Genomic DNA, 25,920 nt, shown 5'->3' on the forward strand with positions numbered 1-25,920 from the left:
AACTTTATGGGGTCACTTCAAGTTGCGGGCCTTTTGGTATGAAAGAAAGCGTTAAGCGCTTGGCGCCTCTTCTTTTGCATCGTTTTGTGCTGGCTGCACTGGAGAAAGCTGCATGCTTTGAATTGGGTTCTCAGTATCGTTTGATAGCTCAACCAAACGGTTTAACTGACCAACAGACATCATGATAGCGTAGATTGCGCCTAGGAAGCCCTGCTTATGAAGCTCAAGTACTTGCTCATCAGGCAGTTCAAGCAATTTCTTTTCATTTATGCTCATCATGCCGGTTACGTTACGCTGTGAGCCGTCTTTGTACGCAAGACGAATTTGAATAGGGTCCAGAAGCTCAAGCTCTACTACTTTGTTCACAAAGCGCTGTGTTAGCATCTCGCTGTTTGCCAAGTCAGCTAAGAACGTCTGACGGGCTTCAAGAAACTCGGTTGGTTCGCCTTTGTCATTGAATAGCGCCTGCCCTTCGTCTGAGATCAAATCTGAGTTTTCGTCAATGAAAACACCTAATTTGTCGCCATCAGGTCTTACATCAAAAGGATAGCGCACTATATTCATAGGTACGTGCGGTCCCTTCCACTTATCACCGGCTAAAAACAAGTTTTGACCTTGTTCCATACCTAGCATCGTTACTACGTGATGACGCTTTGATGTTGGATCTTCAATGAAAACCAACGGCATAGTTGCTGCAAGCTGTGCAAACTCACGGATCGTTGCAGAAGCTAAGTGAGTATTTTTCGCAAAACTGAAAGAAGTGTTTACCGCAACCTTTAGGTCTTTGTGTTTTTCTTTATCTAGCGGTACAAAATTAATAGCCATATTTATTTCTCATACTTGTTATCTGTGATCTCGGCTGATTGTCTGAGAAGAGCGAGTATCACTTAAAATTACGTTGGCCGCACAGATGAATCTCTATCATCGAATAGTGGCGGAGCGCTCGAGAGTATCCCGTATTCGCGCAATGAAGTCACGCAATCTTCACCATAACAAGTTTTAAATTTTTATTGCAATGTAAAATTTAGGTGAACAGGGTCGTTCGCTTTAAAAATAGTCAAATTCGCGCTTACGCAGCTTTATTGGTTCGAGTTTTAGGTTTAAAAGAAATGCTCTGCTGCGTGAAACCCCGCAACACTACTGATACGAAAATAATTTGGGATAGAGCACTGATAGCATGATGATGTATATCCATTGCCGCTTTGATGAATTTACTTTAGAGTCTGACAGGGTAAATCGTGGGCAACCACATAAAAAGCCCACTACAGCATACTATTTTTATCTCACCCATATCGTTAAGGAAATGATGTTATGAAGGGGCGCCACCCACGACCAGTACTCGCACTAAGTATTACAGCCTTGTTTGGCATGTTTGCAGCCTCGGTGGAAGCAAAAGACTACACCGCATCAGAAAAAGCGATAAGACTTGCTAAAGAAAATATCATTGTTGATGGGCACATTGATGTTCCCTATCGCGTAAAAGAGAAGTGGGTTGATGTCACTCAGGCAACTGACGGTGGCGACTTTGACTATCCCCGTGCCGTTGAAGGAGGGCTCAATGCGCCTTTTATGAGCATTTATGTACCGGCAAGTCTGGATAACTCACCAGAGTCAACGCAACTTGCCCACGAACTCATTGATTCTGTAGAAGCTATTGTTGCCCGCGCTCCCGACAAGTTTGCCATTGCAAGAAGTACTAAGGATGTAAGATCACAGTTCGCACAAGGCCTTATTTCTCTTCCAATGGGGATGGAAAATGGCTCACCTATTCAAGGCGACCTAAACAATTTGAGCGCTTTCTACGCGCGCGGTATACGGTATATAACGTTAGCCCATAGCCAATCTAACCACATCTCTGATTCCTCATATGATTTGCGCCGAAAATGGAAAGGTTTAAGCCCGTTTGGAAAAACCTTGGTCAAAGAGATGAACAATATGGGCATTATGATTGATATTTCTCATGTTTCCGATGACGCTTTTTATCAAGTCATTGCATTAACCAAAACGCCAGTGATTGCATCTCATTCTTCATTGCGCAGGTTTACGCCTGGGTTCGAACGCAATATGGATGACGATATGATTAAAAAGTTGGGCGAGAATGGAGGGGTTATTATGATCAACTTCGGCTCAAGTTTTGTCTCTAAAGAAGCTGGAGCATGGCGAACCGGCTTGTCACAGGCGAGAAAAGCACTTATTGAAAAAGAAGGGGAAGAAAGTCCAAAACTTGCGAACTTCGAAGAAAGCTACAGGGAAGAAGTGCCCTACCCCTACTCAACGCTTGATGAAGTTCTCGACCATATTGACCATGTTGTACAGCTCATTGGTGTTGAACACGTAGGTATTGGCTCAGATTACGATGGTGTTGGCGACTCATTACCCATTGGATTAAAAGATGTTGCAGCCTTTCCTAACTTGGTTCAAGGTCTGCTTGACCGTGGTTACAGTGAAAGTGATATAAGTAAAATACTCAGCGGAAACCTGCTCAGAGTGTGGCAGTCTGTTGAGGACTATGCCAGTTCATATACCGACAATTAACTAAGGCCTGCTCGTCAAATTTTCTGTTCCAAGCAGACCTTGTATATTAGTAAATAAAGAGGAGCCTTAAACGGCTCTTCTTACTTCGTTTTGCTTTTGACTGTTAAATAAAACGCCGCGGGCAAAACAAACAAAGTAAGCATGAGTGCACTCGTCATCCCCCCTACCATTGGCGCAGCTATACGCTGCATGACCTCACTTCCTGTGCCAGACGCATAGAGCACGGGCAGTAAACCAATAATGATTGACAAAGATGTCATCATGACAGGCCTTAGGCGCGCACTTGCAGCGTTAACAATAGCTGTAATTACGTCGTTTTCACATGTTATAGATGAGTGGTCAGCATCGTCATCGACACTTTGCTTTAGGTAGACCAGCATGATCACTCCAATTTCAACAGCTACCCCAGCCAGTGCGATAAACCCGACCCCAACAGCAACCGATAGATTAAAGTTAAGCAGGTAAAGCAGCCAGACACTCCCCGCTAAAGCCAGTGGCAACGTAACTAAAATAAGCACAACGTCACGAAATCGATTAAAGGCCAAATATAACAACAGACAAATTATAAGCAGTGTGGCCGGAATAACTATTGAAAGTTTTGCCTTTGCCCTTTCTAAGTAAGCAAATTGACCCGCCCATGAAATGGCATAGCCCTCCGGTAACGCCAGATGTTGAGCCAGATACGCTTCAGCTTCCTCAACATAGCGGCCCAGGTCAATGTTTCGCCCATCAGCCATATCAATGTCAATATACACCCAGCCATTTAACCTTGCATTTTCGCTTTTAATTCCCGCAGGCCCCTCTTCAATAGCAATATCCGCGAGGTCTCCAAGTGTCGCAAACGCCCCCGAAGGGGTCACTATGGGAAGCGAAGAGAGTTTCTCTGGCGAGTCACGATACTGCTGTTCAAAACGTAAACTCACGGGATAACGCTCTCTCCCTTCTATCGACTGCGTCACAACTTTGCCTCCTACAGACGTCGCAAGCAGGTTTTGCACATCATTTACGGTCATACCGTAACGCGCGGCGGCTTTTGCATTTACGCGAATATTAATATAGCGCCCGCCCACTACCCGCTCTGCATAAACCGATGCTGTATTGGGTAGTTCAGACAGCAAGCTTTCTATTTGTCTGCCAATTTCCTCAATCCCGTCTAATTCAGGCCCCGCTATTTTTATGCCAACGGGTGTTTTGATGCCTGTCGCTAACATGTCTATGCGCGTTTTTATGGGCATTACCCACGCATTCGTGAGGCCAGGAAATTGAATACGCTCATTTAATGTTTGCTTAATCTTTTCCGTCGTCATACCGTCGCGCCATTCAGACCTGGGCTTTAATTGAATGAACGTTTCAATCATAGTGAGTGGTGCAGGATCCGTGGCGGTATCGGCGCGTCCAACTTTACCGAACGCCGACTTGACCTCTGGTAAAGTCATGATCAACTTATTTGTTTGCTGTAAAATTTCACGTGCTTTTCCCACCGACACGCTAGGATACGTTGTCGGCATGTACATTAGGTCGCCTTCATCTATTTCAGGCATAAATTCACTCCCTAGCTGGCTTAGTGGCCAAAACATTGAGAACAAAACCAATAAAGCAACACATATTGTGATAATGGGAAAAGCTAATACTTTCTTTAGCAATGGTTTATAAATACTGAGAAGCCATTTATTTATCGGGTTTTCATTTTCAGCTTTAAGCCTACCTTTAACAAAATATCCGGCAAGTATTGGCACAAGGGTGATGGACAGCGCTGCGGCCCCAGCCATTGCGTAAGTTTTGGTAAAGGCAAGAGGCGAAAACAACCTGCCTTCTTGAGCTTCTAACGCAAAGACCGGTATAAAAGAAACCGTAATTATCAACAGAGAAAAAAACAGAGCTGGCCCTACTTCCGTTGTTGATTTAACAACGAGCTGCCATCGCTCTTTAGCACTAATGTTTGTTCTATTTCGATGAAGATGCTTATGTAAGTTTTCTACCACAACTATTGCGCCATCAACCATCGCCCCCATGGCAATCGCAATACCGCCAAGAGACATGATATTGGCGTTAAGCCCTTGCAGCTTCATCACAACAAAAGCACTCAAAACACCTATCGGAAGGCTAACCATTGCCACCAGCGAAGACCGCACGTGCAGCAAAAACATGAAACAAACTAAGCTCACTACAATGAGCTCTTCAACTAATTTATCGAACAGCGTATTCACCGCACCATCAATCAATGTAGTGCGGTCGTAAACCGGCACAATGTTAACGCCATCGGGCAAGCTGGCGCGCAGTGATTTGAGCTTATGCTTCACTGCCTCTATGGTTTTTTTCGCATTTTCACCATAACGCATGACGACGATGCCGCCTACGACCTCTCCATTTCCATTGAAATCAGCAACACCTCTACGCATCAATGGGCTCTCATTCACCTCAGCTACATCACCAATGGTAACTGGAGTACCATTTTCAATCACACCCGTGGGGATCGTTTTGATATCGTTTATCGACTGGATGTAACGCTCTGCGCTGACCATATACTCAGCTTCAGCCATCTCAATAACTGAAGCACCAATAGCCTGATTCCCCCTTACGAGCGCGCGCTCAATCTGAGAGGGCATTATATTGTAAGCTTGCAGTTTTTTCGGATTTAAGCTGACTTGATATTGCTTCGTCATCCCTCCAATCGGTGCTACTTCTGCTACACCCTCTACGGATTGAAGCTCGTATTTTAAAAACCAATCTTGTAATGATCTGAGTTCGGCCAGATCCGTCGACGTTTCATTATTGAATTCATTGACAAGTGCATAAATAAATACCCAGCCAACGCCGGTGGCATCTGGGCCTAGTTGCGGCGTTACCCCTTCAGGTAATTGAGCAGCAACTTGGCTTAAATATTCGAGAACGCGACTTCTCGCCCAATAAATATCCGTGCTGTCGTCGAAAATTACATATACATAAGCATCACCAAAAAACGAATAACCTCTCACTGTCTTTGCACCGGGCACTGACATTAAAGCCGAGGTCAATACGTACGTAACCTGATCTTCAACCACCTGAGGTGCTTGTCCTGGGTAACTTGCTTTAACGATAACCTGAACATCTGAAAGGTCTGGAATAGCGTCAACGGGTGTGTTTTTAACTGACCAGATACCACCTATTAGAAGCATTAAACTGCATATCAAGACAACGATGCGGTTAGCAACAGACCAACGAATAATTGATTCAATCATGGTTCATGTGCTCCCCATGAGAATGCTTTTTACTGTGCCCGGTGCTAGACGATCCCTGAGGATGTTGCCTATCATTTTCAGAGAGGCTAGTTTTGTGCTTTATATCAATAACAGTAAATGCATCACCGGTAATAAACGTAAACGTAATAGGATCTCCAACAGCATAGTGCGAAAGGTCGATGTGAGGTGAGACATCAAATGTCATAGTTGCAGGCCCTCGTCCCCACTTTTCAATCGGGCCACGCGCTATGGTCAGCCGCTGTTCACCTTTATCAATCGCAAGAATTTCTCCATAAGTAGAAGCTTGATTACTGGGCGCTTGCATACGCAGAAAGTCACTATTTTTTGATGACTCTGAGTCAATGAGGAACTGACCAGATACGACAATTTTATCGTTGGGCATGATGCCGTCTAATACTTCAAAAAAATCGTCATCGCTGTCACCTAACACTACCGCTACTGACTTGAAGTGTTCAGCACCATCGCTTATTACTACTCTATTTTGAGCAGCTGTTCTGATAATTGCGGATTTAGGCACAAGTAATGATAAGCCAGATTCCGTTAGCGACAAGGCTACATCTGCGAACATATTTGGACGCAACGCCCCCCTGTCGTTGTCTAGGGTGATGCGTACTTTTATTGACCGGGTAGTTAACGACAAAGAAGGATAGATATAATCTATTTGTCCTAGCCGAGTATTAGTTCCTGTACCTGCAAAAGACACCTGCGCTTTATTCCCTACTTTCACTCGTTCAAAATAACGCTCCGGCACATCGGCAATGACCCACACCTTTTGAAGATTAGCAATGCTCATAAGCGTATTTCCTGGCTGTACAAAAAAGCCTTCACGTATTGATAATGCCTCGACAACACCGCTTTGAGGAGCACTGAACGTTACTGTTTGAAATACTCTCTGTTGGTCGCGTATTTTCTCAATGAAGCTTGACGTTACCCCAAGCGATATGAGTCTGGCTTTTGCGCCTTCCATCAGCGTTTTATCGCGCCTTTTAACGGCAAGTAGATACTGCTCCTGAGCACTAACCAATTCGGGTGAATAAAGGGTATAGAGCGGCTGCCCTTTTTCTACCGAGTCACCTTGAGATTTAATAAAAAGATCGTCAATCCACCCTTCTACTCGAGGATGAATATGTACAATGCTATCTTCATCAAAAAACGTACTTCCGGTTACGGACAACCTTGACTGCAAACGTCCTATTGTCACTTCGGCGAGTTTAACCCCCATATTTTGTTGAACAGCAGGAGAAATCATCACTTCCCCCGTACTGTGACTAGCTACTGAATTTTCCCCCGATGTACTGTAAACAGGTACTAAGTCCATCCCCATAGGAGACTTGCCTGGCTTATCGCGACGGTAGCTATCATCCATCGGTGCGACCCAATATAATGGTTGTTTTTGGTCTTTTGAGGCGTGGTCGCCTTTTTCTGACTCAGACAGGCTGAACCACCAAATGAACACACTAGAGATAACCCCAATAACTATTCCGATGAGCGTTGGCCTATAATTACTGCGTTTTGCACTTTTTGAATCACTAACACGAATGTTCGACGTTTTCATCGTGACGCTCCTACGGTACTTTGTGCATATGAAGAGACTGGAAGGTATAAGTAAGCCAACATGATTAGCGTTTCCATTTTTTGCACGTCAATTGAAAGTAGTGTCTCTTCTATCTCAACTTGTCGAAGTTGGGCCCTAACAACGTCTTCAATACTTGCCTCATCCGAGGCATAAGCGGAAAGTATGCTTGCAGCTAATTGTTCAACCTCTTGTTTGAGTCCATTCAGATAGAGTACTTCTCGCTCAGACAGCGACGTCAATCGGTTACGCAGGACTTCAGCTTGAGAGGCAAGCGCGTTTACTTTCAGTCGAAATTCTGTCTCTTTGGCGTGCATGCGTGACGCTGCCGCACCAATTAATGCGTTTTGTTTAGCCCTATTAAAAAAAGGCAAGTCAACGTTTACTCCAATAGATACAAAATCAGCGCGACTCGCGCCATTCTCTGCATCTTGACGGTATCCATAGCTCGCATCTACCGTCCATTGTGCTTTAGTTTGTTCTTTTTCAATTGCTAATTCAGCCGCTTTAACGCGGGTTTGCAGTTTTAACGCTTGCGCTTCCGGGTGATATTGAAACAGCGTAAATGGTTCACTTTGGTCGATTAACCGTGAAAGCTGCTTAGAACTCATTTCATAACCAAGTAATATGGATTTATCGCTTGGCGCATCGGGCTTAGTGCTTACTATTGGTGCACCAAACCATTTCGATAAACGCGCTTTAGCTTCCTCAACGAGCTGATGTGTTTGAGTTGCTTTATCTTCCAAAGCCAGTTGTGCTATCCGCACTTGTAATATGTCTTGCTGACTAGCACCATCAATTGCTTGCGTGTAATGTGACTGGGTAAATTCGAGTAATTTCTCAAGTAGCTTACGCTCTTGGTCTACCAAAACCTCGCGTTGACTCGCGTAATACCAGTTAAGCCAATCTACACTTGCCTCACGTTTCAACCACAGCGCTCTGCTTACACTCTCAGCGGACACTACCTTGCTTTTTGCGGCATATTTTTGTTGCTTGAGAGTGTTCACATCTCCTCTAGGTAACGCTTGTTTAATACCTACTTTAAACTGGGTCATTGGCTCTTGGTTTAACGAAAAGCCATTAGTGGGAAGATTCTGTATTGATGAGGATAGCTGAGGATTAGACCAGTAATCGGCAGCCATTTTTTCGTTTTCCAACGCTTTTTTACGATAGTTGCTTCCCTCAAGAAACGGGTCATTTGCAACAACGTGTTGCTGTGTTTGCGATAGCGACAACGCAGCAGAATGTGTGCACATGGAGAAAAAAACACTTACCGAAATAATGGCATAAGGCAGTGTTAAGCGCAGCCGACAGATACTCGATATTAAAGACTTCATAGTTGTGTTCACTTAATTTAGCCCGCATAAATATTTGCGCACTCAGACGCCTATGACACCTTCCCAAAGGTTGTATTTAAAATGCCCATATTTTCGTTGTGTCACCGTGATGAAGAACTACTACACCTGCGGTAACACACCACGAACAGGACCATTTTAAGCCTCGCTGAGTGGGTTACTGTTTATACTGACCGGTTTAATTTGTACAGCGGCTGTATTGTTGCTTGATAGCTCCAGACACGCCATAAACGTAAAATTAGATAGATCTAGGTTAAGAGAAAGTTCTGGGGGGGCGATATTGTTTAAAATGTCGCTTTGACACTTGGCCAAACGATGATGCGAAGGACACTGTTGGATAGAGAAGTAGGTCTAAATGCGAAACGATGGGTAGCATTGCTAATGTGCTGCCAAAGCAGTGTTGAATACTGCATGTGCAATCATCACCACAGCAGTTCTCACCTTGTTCCGGCAAAATGTTAGGTTCAATTTGACTCGTACTGTGGCAGTGAGACGCGTTTTCCTTCACGCTCTTTTTTGACGGTAAGTCTATAGTACTGCTGTCTCGAAGGCTAGCATGCGCTTTGTCTACGCCACGTGAAGCGACATGAGTTTTCGGTGCATTATTGTGCACAGCGCCATGGTCTACTGGCGTTGCATGAGACCACCCCTGAACAAGCAACATGCCGACAAAAAGCGTGAGCAAAATATATACGCCCACGCGAACTCTTGCATCAAACTGATACCGCCACTGGGTGTTATAAATATGATTGCTATTAACAGAAAAATATCGCATCACTTTTGATAATAACGTTAATCAAAATTTCAGTAAACACTCAGGTTACACAACATACCCACACATTGCGTGGGTAATAAAGCTAATTGACAAATGCTCTTAACATAAACGCCATTGTCGAGAAAAGAGGGTTACTTTTTGGTATTGCGCAATCTTCTTGCTGTGTAAGCATACTTTCATTGAAGTTCATGGCGTTAAGTAGCTTGTCATTGACGACTAAGTCTGCATGGCATAGTTCATAAGACTCATCAACAACGAAAAAGGTATTGCTCGCGTTACTGTGCGCTAATAAATGTTCAACGCCTGAAATAGGGGTAGTTGCATCGTCTTTGGAATGTGCAACAAAGAGCGGAACTTGAATCTGACTTCCCTCATCAATTTTTTCACGAATGGCGTTAATTATGTCCATAAGCTCTAATCCCGCCAACCCTGCAACATTAGGGTATTTATAGGGATTAGGACCATGAGTTTGATAAGTGCCATCAATGATTCGAGCTAAGAGTTTAATACCCCAAATACGTGACATTCCTTCTGCATTTTCTGATAATGCCAATGCCCCTGAAAACAACATCAACCCATCGATATTGTTAGCCGAATTGAGATAGTGCTCCACCGCAAGCGCCCCGCCCGTGGAAAAACCACCGACAATGAGTTCGTCACCCATTTCATCAGCAAGAGCAATAACTTCAGCAACATGAGCCTGCCAGCGTTCAGCAAGATCCCAGTCGGACATATCAGAGGTCGCATCTCGTTTTCCGTGACCCGGGAGCAGAGGAACAATCACGGTATACCCTTCATCAAAAAGAATATCAGCAATTTCACGCATAAAAAAAGGTGAATCGCTAAGCCCGTGGAATAGCACGGCTACTTTACTTACGCCGCCTTCAACAGGACCACGGCTCAGCATGAAAGGCGCATTCCCTTCATTTCTTAATACGTTACTGCAAACGCCGAACTTATGTAATGAGGTTTCTCGGCAGGGCTGAGTTTGCCCCCACTCTCGAGTGTAAAATGATTTAAACTTTTCGCGGATCTCTTGTTTTGATATTTGTGATACGCCAGTGTTGTTACTCTCTGAACGCTTAGCTGAACTGACGTCATCATTAGCCACAACCAATGACGCGCTACACAAGAGCACCAATGCGCCAAAGAGACACATTATTCGCTGTACAAACACTCGCTTTCTCCACATAAATAAAACACATAAAAAAGGAGCATCATAACATGCTCCTGTTGGGGTAAGGCAGTTTAATGCAATACTGTCTTAGTCATTAGCTAAGGAAAGCCTCAAGATCATCAGACCCACCGATATGCTTCCCACCAATAAAGACCTGCGGTACTGTTTCTCGGCCGCTTATCGCCATTAAGCTTGTCAGTGTAGCCTCTTTACCTAGCGTCAACTCTTCAAACTCATACCCTTTGTCATCAAGCAATTTCTTAGCCTTTGCACAATATGGACAGCCTGGTTTGGTAATAATAGATACGGGAACATTCGTTTGTTCTTCTGGCGCAATATACGCAAGCATGGTGTCTGCGTCTGACACTTCAAATGGATCGCCTGGAACATCCGGCTCAATAAACATTTTATCGACCACACCATCTTTGACCAACATGGAATAACGCCAGCTACGCTTTCCAAAACCCAGTTCGGATTTATCCACAAGCATACCCATGCCCTCGGTAAATTCTCCGTTCCCATCGGGTATAACGGTAATATTAGACGCTTCTTGATCTGCGGCCCACGCGTTCATAACAAACGTGTCGTTAACTGATATACATACGATATCATCAACGCCATGCTTGGCAAATTTCTTTGCTAGTGCGTTATATCGCGGAAGGTGGGTTGATGAGCACGTAGGCGTAAAAGCACCAGGTAGTGAAAATACGACTACATTTTTGCCAGAAAACAATGTATCTGTCGTCTTCGTAACCCAATTTTCACCCTCTCTACATTGAAAAGACACGCTTGGTATCTTTTGACCCTCTTTAGATTCAAATCGACTGTCTGACATAGCAACCTCATAGTTAATAGCAGCGATGTACTGCAAATTCACCTACAGCACCGCGAGTTATTAAAAGACTAGATTGGGATAATACACAAATCAATAGGTATTGCCGCACATTCCTAAATATTAATTTCAATGCTGAATACTTTGTGATAGCTGCCTATGATTTGTTGCAAATATGTACAGCATGTCATCGTTCGACACCCTCTTGTACGAGAATTTGCTGTAGTCGCGTGATTTAGTTGCTTACTGACAACATTGCACAATTGAATAAACAAAGGATAAAGCCATGATTATACTTGTTGGCGGAGAGAAAGGCGGTAGCGGCAAAAGCTGCTTAGCACAAAACATTGCCGTGTACTTGCGCACTGAAAAAGGGGCAAAAGTGTTGATGGTAGATTGTGATCCTCAGCGCACGACGTCTGACTGGATCCAAGAGAGGAAAGCGAATCCGAGACTAGCAGAAATAAACTGCGTTCAGTTATACGGAAAAATACGCAACGAATTACTCAGCTTAAGGCAACACTACGATTATGTCGTTATTGATTGCGGGGGACAGGATAATCTCGCATTACGTTCTTCAATGGCGGTGGCTGATCACATACTTATCCCACTTCGCCCTAAGCGTCGCGACTTAAAAACGGTGCCGCACATGGAAGATATCCTTTCAACATGTAAGATGGTCAACCCTAAAATGAATGCGGCGTTCGTAATTACACAATGTCCATCACTTCCAAGCTTGAGCAACAGAATTTTGGAAGCAAAAGAAGTGTGCCGATCTTTTGGAATACCTGTATTAAATTCTGTAACATTTAGCCGTAACATGTATGATGACTCGGAAGAATCGGGACAGTCAGTAATAGAAAGCGAGCCTGAAGGTAAAGCAGCAACCGAAATAAGAACGCTTTTTGAAGAGTTACTGGCCGGAAAGTTGGAGGACGCGTATGAGTTTGCTCAGCCTCAAAAAGTCGAAGCCTATAGCTAAGTCGTCACACAAAACTGTTGAAGATTTTATTGATGATGCATTGCTATATGCACAAGGCCGAGGCGCTTCAAAAAGTAAATCAGAAGTAAAACCGGCGAGTGACTTGCACTTTTCAAATAATATCCTGTTGATGGAGAAGCCGAAAAAAAGTGAAGGTATGAAACATGCTACGTTTACGCTTACGCCAGAATGTATTGCAATGTTAGCTGAAATAGCACTAGATGAAGACAAAGCTAAATCAGCCTTAATAAGAGAATGGATTAAACGTCACTACGACAAACGTTAATGGGGAACGCAGTCAGAAGCGTAATCTGACGCGCTGCCTCATTGAGGTGTTTTAGTGACATACATGGATGCGCTCGGCGATAGTCGTGATTATTACGTAAATAGTGAAATCCCGTTTCCAACGAGCAAATAGAGAGTAATTATCGATGAGCCGTATTGGATTCGGCATCACAGAACCGCTTTTCGTTATGCTGGTGCTGGTGTGCGGACTTAACACACCAACGGTTAGCGGAAGCAGTGTGATAAGCAATGAAGTTGATGTAATAAAGGCGCTTTTAACATCACGCAACTACGATGAAGCCGACTACAAAGCGATGGTGTATCTTGAGCAAGCCCTTCAAGCCTCTACACCTGCTGCTGGTGCATTATCAGAACTGGGCGGAATACTTCAACAAAACGCCCGATTCGAGGCTTCTAAGGCGTTGTTTAATGCAGCGCTCTCTCGTTATACGGACGAGCGGGCATTAACAGATGTCGCAAATACGTTAGAAAAGCTTGCCGTTGCCGAACGCAACCTCGCGAACTTTGATGCGGCGTTCACTTATCTCCAAAGAGCCATGTCAATTGCGCATGTAAATAGCGATCTGCAACTGACTGCAAAATTAAATTTAGAGCTCGCATTATGGTATCAAGATCAAGGTCAAGCAGTAGCGGCACTCACACCGCTTAAACAATCTCTTTCCTACTTCAGAAGCAGAAATCAACGAAAAGAAGCGAGCGAATGTCTACTTCTCATTGGCGATTTATACCGTCACTTGAACGACACACCCGAAGCGAGAAAGTACTATACGGATGCACTTGACAACTTAAGCGGCATCACTGACAGCAGACTTCATGGGCTTGCGCTAATAAAGATTGGAGCACTTGAGCTAAAGTATGGAGAACATAGCGTTGCCAATACAAATATCGAAAGAGGACTCGCACTTTTAGAACTGACTCAAGATGTTGCCTCTATCGCAGAAGCACGTCTGATGATGGGGCGATCTTTCATAGAGCAAGGACGACTTCAAGAAGCCAGACAACTCATTAACGCGTCAATGATGTTTGCCACATCCTCTGGACTCAAAAAGCTTGTGAAAGAGTCCAGAGAAGCGTTGGCCCAAGCTTTCATGAAAGAACAAAATTTTGAAAGGGCGCTGCTCGAGGCTAAAGAAGGCACTGTTTCAGCGAGAAACGCCCGGGATTTACACTGGCAGGTGCGTTTTCTATCGATACAATTAAGCGCACTGGTATCACTTGGTGAATTTAAAAAAGCATTAGATGTTCAGTCAGTTATACAGCAGCTACGCCAAGCTTTAGCAGACTCTGAAAATCAAAATGCCATTAAAGGGCTTCAAGCTGAGATTGAACTCATACGACAATCTCGAGACCTAGAAAAGCTCGAAGAATCAAAACACATTGCATTGGCGCAGTTAGAAAGAGAAAAATTAGAATCTACGCTTATTTGGAGCCTATTTCTCGCGACCTTGCTTATGATGTTTCTCATTTGGAGTCGATTCAAACAGAGACAGCAAACGATAACATTGCGCCGTGAAGTCCGGCTTCAAACCCTCAAACTACAAGAAAAGAATGAAGAACTTGAAAACGCGTATAAAACACTCGAAGAAGTAAGCTTACGCGATCCACTCACCGGCCTCTACAATCGACATTATTTAGAATCTCAATTGCCCGGAGAAATAAAACGAAGTCAATTTAACGCGAACACGGCCGAGCAAAATAAAACCCAAACTGACTTGCTATGCCTTCTCATTGATATAGACCACTTCAAACGAATTAATGATGACTATGGTCACATGGCAGGAGATAAAATACTGACTGCTTTTGCAGGCGTGTTAAGAAAAGTATTTAGACAAACCGACCTTATTATTCGCTGGGGAGGTGAAGAATTTTTAGTCGTATGTCGACAGTCTAATAGAGAGGAATTGCCAGAGTTAGCAGAGCGATGTCGCGAACTGGTTAATACAACGCCATTTGACATTGGCTTAGCACAACCCATTCATATCAGTTGTAGCATAGGGTTTTCACTCCTCCCTCTCGATGAAAAACAAAGCTTCGACGCCGCTTGGGACCTCACATTTTCTGTGATTGACTACACCCTTTATGCCGCAAAATTATCTGGTCGAAACGGCTGGGTAGGTATCATTGAAACCTTTGAAGATAAGCCACACTCAACCAGTTTACCTACCCCTTTTGATCTCAAGTTTAGCTTTCCAAGCTCAAGAATAGCCACGTCATTCAATAACGTGGCTAGTATAATCTGGCCGACAAGCCACGAGGAGGCACCTAATGTATAGAGGAAGTTGTGACTGTAAAGAAGTACAGTTTGAAATAGATACGTTAGCGAGAAGTAATGTGAAAAACGCTGACTCTGAAACCGAGGGTAAACTGAGTATCGTTATTCCAAAATCGCAGTTGCTATTTAACTGCGCTCCTTCATCGATAGCTATACTTCACGAAGCAAATGGAGACTCCCACTGCCTTTGTAAAATTTGTGGGAGCATACTCTATATACAAAAAGGAAACAGAGAAGAATGTACTGCTGAAGTCGATTTTGAGGGCCATGACGTCCTCAGTGATACATGCAGTCCAACGTTTCTGTAGTGCTAATTACCTTTGCTATTAAAAGCATTTAGCAAAAACCAATGCAACTTAGTCACTACTCTTAATATCTTCGAGATGATACTTGTCTATTAAAGAATACAGAGTAGGTCTTGTTACACCGAGCAACTCAGCAGTTCTAGACATATTGCCCTCTGCTTTTTGGTGTGCTCTTCTGATTGCGCGACTCTCGGCAATTTCACGGACTTCTCGTAAGTTCAGAGTTTCAGGTTCATCGTCTGCGTCTACAGCCATCAAGCCCAAGTCATCAGGCTGGATAACCGTGCCCTCAGCCATAATTACAGCTGATTTCAGTTTATTTTGCATTTCACGGATGTTACCCGGCCATTGATGTGCCATCATTGCATTAACCGCGGATTCTGAGAAACTCTTCGCTTTTGCTTTAAATTCTTCTCGGTACATATTAAGAAACGTTCGCGCGAGCAGGATCACATCTTGATCTCGTTCCCTTAGCGGCGGGATCACAATTGGCATTTCACCAACGCGATAATAAAGATCTTCTCTGAACGTTTCCTCAGCAACCATATTTTGCAAGTTTCTGTGCGTAGCGCAGATTACTCTGATATCTACAGGGATTTCACTTCGTCCGCCAACACGCTCTATAACCCTTTCTTGCAAAAAGCGTAACATTTTTGCCTGTAAACCAATTGGCATATCGCCAATCTCATCCAGAAACAGTGTCCCACCTTGCGCTGTTTCAATTTTACCAACCGTCGTTTTATTTGCGCCAGTAAATGCACCTTTCTCATAACCAAACAACTCACTTTCTAGTAAATTTTCAGGTATCGATGCACAATTAATAGCTACAAAAGGCTTATCTCTGCGTGAGCTGTTCTCGTGAATACTGCGGGCAAACACTTCCTTTCCCGTTCCACTTTCACCTAAAAGCAGCGTACTAATATCGGTATTAGCAATTTTCTCAGCACGACGAACAACCTTTTGAATTGCTTCGCTATTTCCAATGATCCTAGACATGCCGGTTCGAGTGCGCGCAAGAATGCTATTTTCTAACTCAAGCTTCGCTAGGTTAATCGCTCGGTGTACTAGAAGTTTTATCGTGTCAGAATCGATAGGCTTTTGATAAAAATCATAAGCACCGAAATCGATTGCTTTTAGCGCGTTTTGTTTGTCATTGTTGCCTGTTACGACAATAACTTTTGTACGAGGTGCTAGAGATATTATATCGTGAAGAATACGCAACCCTTCGGATGCATTTGCTGGGTCGGGTGGAAGACCAAGATCTAGCGTGACCACTTTGGGCTCAAATCGACGAAGCTGTGCAATCGCTGAAGCATGATCACCAGCAAAGACGACATTATAATCAGTCAAACTCCATTTTAACTGTTTTTGAATGCCTATGTCGTCGTCCACAACGAGTATCGTGTCAGTCATTTCATCATCCTATTAAATTGCGCCTTCCTTTGCAGTTACACGCGTGTACTTTACTTTGATAATTAGCGTTGTTATTAGTTTATCGGAAAATAAAGAGTAAAACAGCTACCTTTACCCACCTCACTTTGAACAGTCAGTTTGCCGCCAATAGATTCGATGTAGGTTTTAGCATCGTAGGCACCTATTCCCATGCCTGCATTTCCTTTTGTAGTGTCAAAAGGCTTGAATAACCTTTCATCAACAAAAGTCTGCTCCATACCCACGCCAGTATCTTCGATTAACACAAGTTGAAACTGAGCATCAGCATCAACCGTTATCACAATATCAACGTGCCCTGTTTCTGGTGTTGCTTGCTGCGCGTTACTGATTAAGTGGAACAAAACATTCCCCACTTTCTCCTTGTCTAAATCAACTGACTTTTCGGAAACAAAATGGACTTTAGGTATTGGCAATATGGAAGAACAGCGCTTTTCAACAACATTGTCGATAATTTCTGAAAGAAGAAAGTTTGAATTCACTCCCTCTTCAACGGCTTTCTTATCTGTTAATTGCTTGAGCATCTTCTCCATGCGAGATTTCGTATGCTCTAGTGTTTCAAATGTATCGTTAATAAAGTCTGGATTGTGTTTATGCTGTTGGGCATTGGCAAGTATTAAATCAACCTGCGCCAGCACATTCTTTAAGTCATGTAAAACAAACGCCGACATTCTATTGAAGGCAGCAAACTGCGCGTTTTCAGCTACTACTTGCGCCGCTTCATGATGTTGAATAAACGTACCTACTTGTTCAGAGACGGCCTTCAAATAGTCTTTTACTTCCCAATTCAGGTTGACTTTTCTTTCTTCACTTGACGCAAGAACAGCGAACCCCCATAGCCCACCATCTTTCAGTAACGGTACAAAAAGTTGATACCCCCATTCTTTCAACGCCTCTCTGTTGAGTTTGAGCCCCTGATAATCAAAAGGCTTGACTGAGTACGCGTCTGTATCAATTATCCACCCGTTTTTACCGCTGTATTCAACAAGTTCTGATATGATTTCGCCTGCCCGTTTACTGTTTTGTCTAGGAGCCGCGGCTGCGATGGGCTCGTATCCATCTTTTGTGATCTTGTAAAGTAACCCTGAATCGTACTGTATCGCGTTTAACAAGCCAGTTAGACCGGCGTAATGAACGTCAGCAGAGGAGTTTCCTGCTTTTGTCAGCCACTTAGTCAGCTTTACCCATTCCACGCGATAATCAAATTGATTAGCAAAAAAGTGTTTAGTGATAAAAACTTTTATTTTTGTCCGAAAAGCATTGGACAAGAGTACGGTGGCTAACAATGCAAAAGAGAGCACGACAAGGATGATTTGGACCGTTGCTCCCCAATTGCCCCCCATGTAATTAATGACGTAGCCAATTACTGCCATGACAAACAGGTAGCCGCCCGCAACGAGCAGTAGTGAACTGTGCAATACAACATCACGAGAGATAAAGATATCAATGCCCCAATGATGAATTCTACGTATAGACACAACGAGCAAAGGCATGAGCGCGAAATAAATGTAGCCTCTCGCAGCGATATAACCTACCTCTATTTGATTTACCATGGTTGCGTTTGCATAAGTAACAAACTCAAACAAATTGGTTGCGCCCAAGTAAATAACCAAAGGTTTGAACGCCCACTGCTCACTGCCCGCTTGTCGGTAAACCACTTCTAATAGCACTAACACTTCTAACGACAATATGATGAGTACTAAAAAACTCCACGACGGATTTACGGACAGTAGAAAAGGAGCGATTAGCGCAAATAGTGGCGGCCCAATAATGACCAACGTTATTGGGCGCTTTATAACATCAGAGAAGTTCGAAAAATTTGTTTGCAAACACCCCGATAAAAACAATAGCCATGCTAGTTGCTTAAGTACGTCTGCATTCAACAACGATGTTAACGAGACCGGTCCAAACAAAAAAGTAACAAGGCTGGAAGACCATGCGAACGTGGCTGCAGTCGCAAACACAAGAAGGTGCTTTGCAACGCCGGGGTTTCGGACAGTTAACAACAATAATAACAGCGCAAGATGCGCTAGGCTGCTTAGCGCATAGCCTACGTCTGAAATCATTAATACCTGCCCACCCTGTTAAAATCTTACGCTAGCTAGTTTATCGTTTTCGAACCACGAGAGAACCAATCGAATACCCGGCACCAAAAGAGCACAAAACGCCCACGTCGCCAGCAACAAGGTCTTTATGGTTTAATCCGAACGCGATAACGGAACCTGCCGATGCAGTATTTGCATATTCATCCAACACAATTGGCGCTTCTTCTCGACTCGCATCTCTACCAAGTAAACGCTTGCAGATCAGCGTATTCATATTGATGTTTGCCTGATGAAGCCACCAGCGTTTCACACCCTCAGGCGTAATATCGTGGTGAGCCAAATGTGACTCAATGTGGGCTGCTGCAAGTGGGCACACCTCTTTGAATACTTTTCTGCCAGCTTGATGGAATAACTTGTCAGGTCCGTAGGGATCAACATCTTCCGCACGTGTCATATAACCAAAGTTCGATCGAATGTTGTTGGAAAATTTTGTCAGGGCCTTTGTGCTGAGCACGTCGTACACGTGCTCGCCTTTCGCAGTATCAGACAGCTCAATCACAGTTGCTGTAGCAACATCTCCAAATATGAAATGACTGTCGCGATCCGCATAGTTAATTTGAGGTGATACCAATTCAGGATTTATCACCAACACACGTTTTGCATTTCCCGCTAGCAACATTTCATAAGCGCGATGCATTCCGAACGTAGCGGCGGAGCAAGCAACTAACATATCAAAGCCAAACCCCTCAATATTCAGCGCTTCCTGAACTTCAATGGCAATAGCAGGATAAGCTCTTTGTGTATAAGCACACGAAACGATTACCGCATCAATGTCTTCGCTGGTAACGCTTGCCGATGCTAAAGCCAGCTTTGCCGCTTCTACTGCGATTTCAGCTTGGTGTGAAAGTTCATCGTCTCTACGTGGTGCGATTTTGGGCTTCATTCGCGAAATATCTAACGCACCTTCCTTTTTGTAAATATACCGGCTTTTTATCCCTGAGGCTTTTTCAATAAACTCGGCACTAGAATAAGGCAGTTCAACAGCATCACCGGCTTTAATTTTATCTTTATTTTCAGCATTATGAGCGTCTACATAGGCGTTGTAGCTGCTTACCAGTTCTTCGTTTGTAATTTTTTCTTCTGGGTGCCAAACACCCACACCGCTTATCACTACTTGTTGAGACATAAGTATTCTCTTTTAATTAATCCGTCATCATCATGTGATGAAAATACCTCTATCAGTGTGTCCAAGTATTTTCTATCAACTTCGGTAATAGCCCAAAATGTAAAATTAAGTGCGCGCTTTCTTCAAGGGCCGTGTGTACGACGAACAACTAGCGCTTAACTATTGAGCGTATTCCAACATATTGCAAATAGCTTACCTCAATAGACGTAGTATGTAACTATTGAGACGCGAATGCCAAAGCACTTCGATAGCATAATTCAAAATCGTCCTTACCAATATTTTTCACTCGATGATCTCGTACTCGACGAGCTCTTCAATAGGCTTAACTTTCAAAAAATAGCTCACCACATAAAAAATACTGCTAACACATTGTATTAATTGATTTTAAAGCCGTAAGAACAGTGCAAACGTTCTCATTCAAAAGCTAATCCAGAGTGAATCTCAATTACATAAGATTTACAAAATAATCACCTTTTAATCATTACTGGTTGACAAATTGGCAAGATAGAAATAGGGTTTACCCAATCAATTGGTAATAACAATTACGTATTTTATAAGCGTCGCTAGATACAAATTCTCTATTAAGTATTTAGGTGGCCTTATTTTTCAGAAGAGGTAAAGAGAATGTCAAAACCAAAAATTGGTTTCATAGGTCTAGGTCTTATGGGCGGAAATATGGTTGAAAACCTTTTGAATAAGGGGTTTCCAGTCACCGTAATGGACTTAAATTCAGACGCAGTTAACATGTGTGTAGATAAAGGCGCAAAAACAGCCTCATCTGGCAAGACGCTGGCAGAGAACGTTGATATTGTTATGCTGTGTTTAACCACTTCGGACATTGTCGAATCTGTCATGTATGCCAACGATGGCGTAATTGCTGGGCTGCAAGAAGGCAGTGTTGTTATCGATTTTGGTACGTCTATTCCTTCATCAACGCGAAAGATAGGCGCCGACTTGAGCGCGAAGGGCGTTGATATGATAGACGCGCCGCTTGGTCGTACACCTGCTCATGCAAAGGACGGTCTTCTTAATATCATGGCATCAGGAGACAAGACTGTTTTCGAGCGGATCAAGCCAGTGTTAGACGAACAAGGTGAAAATGTATTTTATCTTGGAGAGCTTGGCGCGGGCCACACCACAAAGCTTATCAATAATTTTATGGGTATGACGACGGTTTGCGCAATGTCTCAAGCGTTTGCCATTGCTGAAAAAGCAGGGGTAGATCGCCAGCAATTGTTCGATATCATGTCTGCAGGCCCCTCAAATTCACCTTTTATGCAGTTCTGCAAAAACTATGCAGTAGACAACAATAGTGATTTGGGTTTTTCTATCGCAAATGCAAACAAAGACTTGGGCTATTTCCTCAAAATGGTTGATGATTTAGGTACACAATCCAAAATTGCTGAAGGCTCTTCTGCGAATTTACAAGCGGCCTTCGACGCTGGAATGGGCGCAGGTAATGTACCGGAAATTTACGACTACTTTTTATCTTTATCCAAATAACAAAAAAGAAAAATCGTAACGTCCAATCGCAACCAACAAGAGAAGTAATGCTGTGAATATTAAAGGTTTACGTTGGTGGGTAATTACCTTAATTGCTCTAGCAACAATAATTAATTACATAGATAGACAAGCACTGAGCGTGCTTTGGCCTGCTATTGTCGAAGATTTGTTTCCAGATGAATCTGCCCTAGAGCGTAAACAGATATACGCCAATATTTCGATTGTTTTCGTATTTTCATATGCATTTGGTCAAGCCATTTTCGGCAAGATTTTTGATTGGATAGGCACACGAATAGGCTTCGTGTTGTCCATCGGTGTATGGTCACTTGCCACTATTGCACATGCCTTCGCACAAGGAATGCTAAGCTTCAGTATCTTCAGAGGTATCTTGGGCATAGCGGAAGCAGGCAATTGGCCAGGGGCCACGAAAGGCAACGCAGAATGGTTCCCGACAAAGGAACGGGCGCTGGCGCAGGGAATATTCAATTCAGGAGCGGCAATTGGCGGTATTATTGCCTTTCCTATCATCGGATATCTTACCGTCCATTTTAACTGGCAAGCAGTTTTCATTATTGTGGGTGTTATGGGTCTATTGTGGCTGCTTCCCTGGTTAATTATAGTGAAAGCGCCGCCTGCAATGCACGCATGGATAACAGACGAAGAAAAAGAATACATTCTGTCAGGGCAGCGAGAAACCGCAGAAACAGACGGCAATGAGAGCCTTAAAACGCTTGACGAATATAATCCAACAACAAAAGAAATATTATCTAGAAAACAAAGCTGGGGCGTTATTGTCGCGTCAGCCGCGATAGATCCTATTTGGTGGCTTTTTGTGTTTTGGATCCCTATTTATTTAAATGAAGTTTACGGCATGAACGTGACCGAAATAGGTATCTACGGCTGGGTTCCTTACGTAGGGGCTATGCTTGGTGCGTGGTTCGGGGGCCTTCTAGCGCAAAATAGAATTTCCGCGGGATGGAGCACAGACAAAACTCGGAAATTAGTAATCACTCTAGGTTGCTTAATCATGCTACCCGCTTTGCTTGCCATGTCTAATCCAGGCGGCCCAACTGTCGCAGTATTAATTATGGCTGTCATACTGTTTGGTTTTCAAACCGCGATAGGAAACGTGCAGACATTACCTAGTGACCTTTTTGGTAAAAAAGCAGTGGGCACGCTATCTGGTTTTGCAGGTATGGCGGCAAAACTGGGGGCTGTAGGACTGACGTCTTTAGTACCTTGGTTAACTGCTGATGGCAACTATACACCCGCTTTTGTTATCGGAGCTTCACTCGCTATCATTGCAATCGCCTCAATTTGGTTCCTCATTCCAAAAATAGAGCGATTAAAGTCCATCCATTAATTTGTCTGCGAAAAGAGGAGGCACTCGCCTTTCTCTTTTCGCTTTTCTCTAAACGCCCAACCTGTCTTACCAATTCAACAACTTCGATTAACCTGCTTTTTACATAAAAACTCACAAATATCAGGGAAATCTCTCAATAATTAGATAAAAAATGCTTTTTATGTAGAAAATGTTAAAAATTTGTGTTCTTATTATCATTATTACCAATTTGGTAAAAACAAATAAACATATTGGTAACACCAAAATAGAATAAAAATTTTACCACCCTATCATTAAACTCGGAGCACGAAGCCAACATGAAGAGTAAAGCGTTTGCACTTTGCGCAATAGCCGCAGCCATCACGGGATGTAATGTAGATTCTGATAATAATCCCAACAGTTTAGGCAGTATTACGTTGTCTGGAACACCCACTTCCGGTGAAACGTTAACAGCCTCGGTAAGCGACCCGGATGGAATTGACGCTGCAGTTAGCTATTTTTGGTATGCAGATAACCAACTTATTGCAGATGCAAGCGGCGAGAGCTTTACACTTACAGATGATCAAATTGGTGCGGCTATTACCGTGCAGGGTACTTATACCGACAACGGCGGTACCAACGAGTCTCATATCAGTGAGCCGACTGACGATGTAATGGCCATTGCATTTGACGCAAGTATTACTGTTTCCGGCGATGTAGTAGTAGGGAACACCATTACAGCGGTCGTCGCAGATGAGAATGGTTTTGAGCCATCAAGCATTGTTTATGTGTGGTTTGCTGATGACGTAGTGATTGAAAATGAGGTGACCTCAACACTAACGCTTTCTGAAAATGAATTTGGCAAGATCATCACTGTTTCAGCCACCTTCACTGATAGCCGAGGGTTCGATGAAGCACCCTTATCACTCCCCACGGCCCCTGTTAGCAGAGAAAATTCAGAGGGGGCTATTACCATTATTGGAACGCCCACTGTAGGCAATACGCTTACCTCAGAAATTGATGATGAAGATGGTGCTAACGGTGATATTACGTATCAATGGTATGCCGACGAAAGCGCGATAGCCGGTGCAAGTCAAAGTACCTACATGGTTGAATCAAACCTTGTCGGACAAGTAATAACCGTCGAAGCATCTTACACTGACGATAACGGTTTTGCAGAGGTGATTACGTCAGCGCCTACGATACCTGTTAATCAACAAGCCGTCGACGAAGCAGGTTCAATTGAGATCACAGGCACAGCTCCGTACCTTGTGAACAGTGTTCTAACTGCGACGCTAACCGACAACAATGGCTTTGACGAAACTAACGTTGACTACACTTGGTTTGCTGATGATGTAGCAATTCCAAATAGCAACAGCCGTTTCTTCACCCCAACTGCCAACGCAGGGGCAATCATCTCTGTTGAAGCGACCTATACCGATAATGACGGTTTTACCGGCTCAGCATCAGATGCGGTAGATACCATAGTATATACCGCTGTTGTTAACGATAAAGCAAGCCTAGAGAATGCGCTAAATAGCGGACTTTCAGATGGAGATGTATTGGGACTTAATACAAATGTTTATGCTGATTTAGCGCCAATTATGCTAACCAGTGCTGTGACGTTGACCGCAGTAGAAAGTGAAACTCCTGTTATCTCTGGTGAAGCATGCGTAAATATTGCCAGTACGGTTAATGGGGCATCAATAAAAGGCATTCGATTTGAAAACATTGATACGGCACTAGGTTCATATTGTGAAAACGAGGCCGCTGCAGTTATCTATTCAGAAGGCAATAATTTCACTTTCACACACAATACAATGAACGGAGACCAAACCTCTTTAAATGAAGAAACCCACCATTGGCTTGTGGTTAACGGCGAAGACGCTTTAATTGAGCGCAATACATTTAGTAATAGAAACAATGCAGTAAAAGGCTCTGTTATAAAGCTTTCCTCATCTGGTCTTAATCATACTATTCAGTACAACTTGTTTGAAAATGCTGATAACGAAAACTTCAATCAGTCAAGCCTACTGCTTCTTAACTTGGGCAGCACCACTGGTGCAGATGCTGCTGTAAACGCTAATTTTGTTGTCCAATATAATCGTATTGATAATTTCATATCAGGTCGCCGTTTAATGCGCGTGCAAACCTCTGGCGCCACGATAAAGGGAAACACTATTATTGACGCGACAGGCGGTATTTCTCTGGAAGACGGCGGCTTTAATACTGTTGCCGATAACATCATCATTAGAACAACAGATATATCAGGGTCTGACGAGCGACCTAGTGGTGTATTGATAACGCCTCTTGGACATACTGTCACAAATAATTACATTACGGGTATCCGATCTGGAAACAAAGAAGCCGGCGGCTTAGTCTTTACCGCGAACCCATTCTCGCAAGCCGATGGTGGTGTCCCTAATGCAGGTAACCAAGCAGTACTTGACGGCAGTGGAGACTTAACGCTAACGGTTTCTCAAAATACCATCTTAAATTCAGTGCAACCTATAGTGTTTAGTACAGAAATTGGCAGCAAAGCCCCCGTAGGCGATTGTGATGAATTAACTGCAGAGAACGCGCCTACCCTCTATGCACTAACTAAGAACTTTTTTGTTATTGATTTTGACGCAAACGCCATTGCGAACGGTTTTAACGATGACGATAGGCTAACAACTTGGGGCTTGCCATTCGATTCCGAAGCAATAAGCAGCGACCATGCGTTTGAATACGACTGTGATCTCATCAATCACAATGAATCATTCTTTTCCAACAACTTCGGCTTCACTGATAGCTATGCGTCTGGCGATGTTGAAGATGAGTCTTGGGTAGATATTCGCAACCTTAACGGAAATGGTAAATTCGACACCGATGGCGCTATCGACCAAAACCCCGCTGATAACGGGAAAGAAGCGCCTGAATTCATCACTGCACCTAATGGACTTATTGAGACTGACCCTAACGGTGCGCAAGCTATCGCCGGTGCAAAGGGACTCTACTACATTCAGGCTAACGATGTAGGAGCTGGCTCTACATGGACTGTAGATAACTAAACACAAAATCAA

Annotated in this window: 18 protein-coding genes; 8 read left to right on the forward strand and 10 right to left on the reverse strand. The window is 43.5% G+C overall.

Annotated elements, in window-relative coordinates; genetic code table 11:
• Nucleotides 1-51: 51 nt before the first annotated feature.
• Nucleotides 52-825, reverse strand: coding sequence for a SapC family protein (locus BK026_RS09880; RefSeq protein ID WP_071815713.1), 774 nt, complete (start codon nt 823-825; stop codon nt 52-54).
• A 486-nt stretch (nt 826-1,311) separates the two neighbouring features.
• On the opposite strand from BK026_RS09880, the gene BK026_RS09885 reads away from it, so the two are divergent.
• Nucleotides 1,312-2,535 (forward strand): dipeptidase, encoded by a 1,224-nt coding sequence (locus BK026_RS09885; RefSeq protein WP_071815714.1) that lies wholly within the window; start codon nt 1,312-1,314, stop codon nt 2,533-2,535.
• Between the two features lie 80 nt (nt 2,536-2,615).
• Here BK026_RS09885 and BK026_RS09890 read toward each other — a convergent pair whose 3' ends face one another.
• From BK026_RS09890 to BK026_RS09915, 6 genes are all read right to left on the reverse strand, one after another.
• On the reverse strand, nt 2,616-5,753 hold the full coding sequence (locus BK026_RS09890) for an efflux RND transporter permease subunit (RefSeq protein ID WP_071815715.1): 3,138 nt from the start codon (nt 5,751-5,753) through the stop codon (nt 2,616-2,618).
• Nucleotides 5,746-7,329, reverse strand: coding sequence for an efflux RND transporter periplasmic adaptor subunit (locus BK026_RS09895; protein ID WP_083575063.1), 1,584 nt, complete (start codon nt 7,327-7,329; stop codon nt 5,746-5,748). The genes BK026_RS09890 and BK026_RS09895 overlap by 8 nt, the downstream gene beginning before the upstream one ends.
• Nucleotides 7,326-8,684 carry a TolC family protein gene (locus BK026_RS09900; protein ID WP_071815716.1) on the reverse strand — a complete coding sequence of 453 codons (1,359 nt, stop codon included), beginning with the start codon at nt 8,682-8,684 and terminating at the stop codon, nt 7,326-7,328. Before BK026_RS09900 ends, BK026_RS09895 begins: the two co-directional genes overlap by 4 nt.
• Before the next feature lie 271 nt (nt 8,685-8,955).
• Nucleotides 8,956-9,402 carry a hypothetical protein gene (locus tag BK026_RS09905; RefSeq protein WP_143142111.1) on the reverse strand — a complete coding sequence of 149 codons (447 nt, stop codon included), beginning with the start codon at nt 9,400-9,402 and terminating at the stop codon, nt 8,956-8,958.
• Between the two features lie 157 nt (nt 9,403-9,559).
• On the reverse strand, nt 9,560-10,654 hold the full coding sequence (locus BK026_RS09910; RefSeq protein WP_256253753.1) for a carboxylesterase: 1,095 nt from the start codon (nt 10,652-10,654) through the stop codon (nt 9,560-9,562).
• 94 nt (nt 10,655-10,748) lie between these two features.
• Nucleotides 10,749-11,489 (reverse strand): glutathione peroxidase, encoded by a 741-nt coding sequence (locus BK026_RS09915; protein WP_071817585.1) that lies wholly within the window; start codon nt 11,487-11,489, stop codon nt 10,749-10,751.
• 283 nt (nt 11,490-11,772) lie between these two features.
• On the opposite strand from BK026_RS09915, the gene BK026_RS09920 reads away from it, so the two are divergent.
• From BK026_RS09920 to BK026_RS19510, 4 genes are all read left to right on the forward strand, one after another.
• Nucleotides 11,773-12,468: an AAA family ATPase gene (locus BK026_RS09920; protein ID WP_071815718.1), complete on the forward strand. Its 696-nt coding sequence runs from the start codon at nt 11,773-11,775 to the stop codon at nt 12,466-12,468.
• A complete protein-coding gene (locus BK026_RS09925; protein WP_071815719.1) occupies nt 12,428-12,754 on the forward strand; it encodes a replication protein RepA in 327 nt (108 codons plus the stop codon). The genes BK026_RS09920 and BK026_RS09925 overlap by 41 nt, the downstream gene beginning before the upstream one ends.
• 145 nt (nt 12,755-12,899) lie before the next feature.
• A complete protein-coding gene (locus BK026_RS09930) occupies nt 12,900-15,047 on the forward strand; it encodes a diguanylate cyclase (RefSeq protein WP_071815720.1) in 2,148 nt (715 codons plus the stop codon).
• Nucleotides 15,040-15,354, forward strand: a complete 315-nt coding sequence (locus BK026_RS19510) for a hypothetical protein (RefSeq protein ID WP_071815721.1) — start codon at nt 15,040-15,042, stop codon at nt 15,352-15,354. The genes BK026_RS09930 and BK026_RS19510 overlap by 8 nt, the downstream gene beginning before the upstream one ends.
• Before the next feature lie 48 nt (nt 15,355-15,402).
• Here BK026_RS19510 and prsR read toward each other — a convergent pair whose 3' ends face one another.
• The 3 genes from prsR to BK026_RS09950 all read right to left on the reverse strand — a co-directional run bounded on the left by prsR (nt 15,403) and on the right by BK026_RS09950 (nt 20,031).
• Nucleotides 15,403-16,764 carry a PEP-CTERM-box response regulator transcription factor gene (prsR, locus tag BK026_RS09940; protein WP_071815722.1) on the reverse strand — a complete coding sequence of 454 codons (1,362 nt, stop codon included), beginning with the start codon at nt 16,762-16,764 and terminating at the stop codon, nt 15,403-15,405.
• 74 nt (nt 16,765-16,838) lie between these two features.
• Nucleotides 16,839-18,866: an XrtA/PEP-CTERM system histidine kinase PrsK gene (prsK, locus tag BK026_RS09945; RefSeq protein WP_071815723.1), complete on the reverse strand. Its 2,028-nt coding sequence runs from the start codon at nt 18,864-18,866 to the stop codon at nt 16,839-16,841.
• A 40-nt stretch (nt 18,867-18,906) separates the two neighbouring features.
• On the reverse strand, nt 18,907-20,031 hold the full coding sequence (locus BK026_RS09950) for a beta-ketoacyl-ACP synthase III (RefSeq protein ID WP_071815724.1): 1,125 nt from the start codon (nt 20,029-20,031) through the stop codon (nt 18,907-18,909).
• Between the two features lie 624 nt (nt 20,032-20,655).
• Here BK026_RS09950 and BK026_RS09955 point away from each other — a divergent pair.
• The 3 genes from BK026_RS09955 to BK026_RS09965 all read left to right on the forward strand — a co-directional run bounded on the left by BK026_RS09955 (nt 20,656) and on the right by BK026_RS09965 (nt 25,908).
• Nucleotides 20,656-21,534, forward strand: coding sequence for an NAD(P)-dependent oxidoreductase (locus BK026_RS09955; protein ID WP_071815725.1), 879 nt, complete (start codon nt 20,656-20,658; stop codon nt 21,532-21,534).
• Between the two features lie 52 nt (nt 21,535-21,586).
• Nucleotides 21,587-22,897, forward strand: coding sequence for an MFS transporter (locus BK026_RS09960; protein ID WP_071815726.1), 1,311 nt, complete (start codon nt 21,587-21,589; stop codon nt 22,895-22,897).
• Between the two features lie 296 nt (nt 22,898-23,193).
• On the forward strand, nt 23,194-25,908 hold the full coding sequence (locus BK026_RS09965) for a poly(beta-D-mannuronate) lyase (protein ID WP_071815727.1): 2,715 nt from the start codon (nt 23,194-23,196) through the stop codon (nt 25,906-25,908).
• Nucleotides 25,909-25,920 lie beyond the last annotated feature (12 nt).

The organism is Alteromonas sp. V450 (genome assembly GCF_001885075.1).
Lineage (GTDB): Bacteria > Pseudomonadota > Gammaproteobacteria > Enterobacterales > Alteromonadaceae > Alteromonas.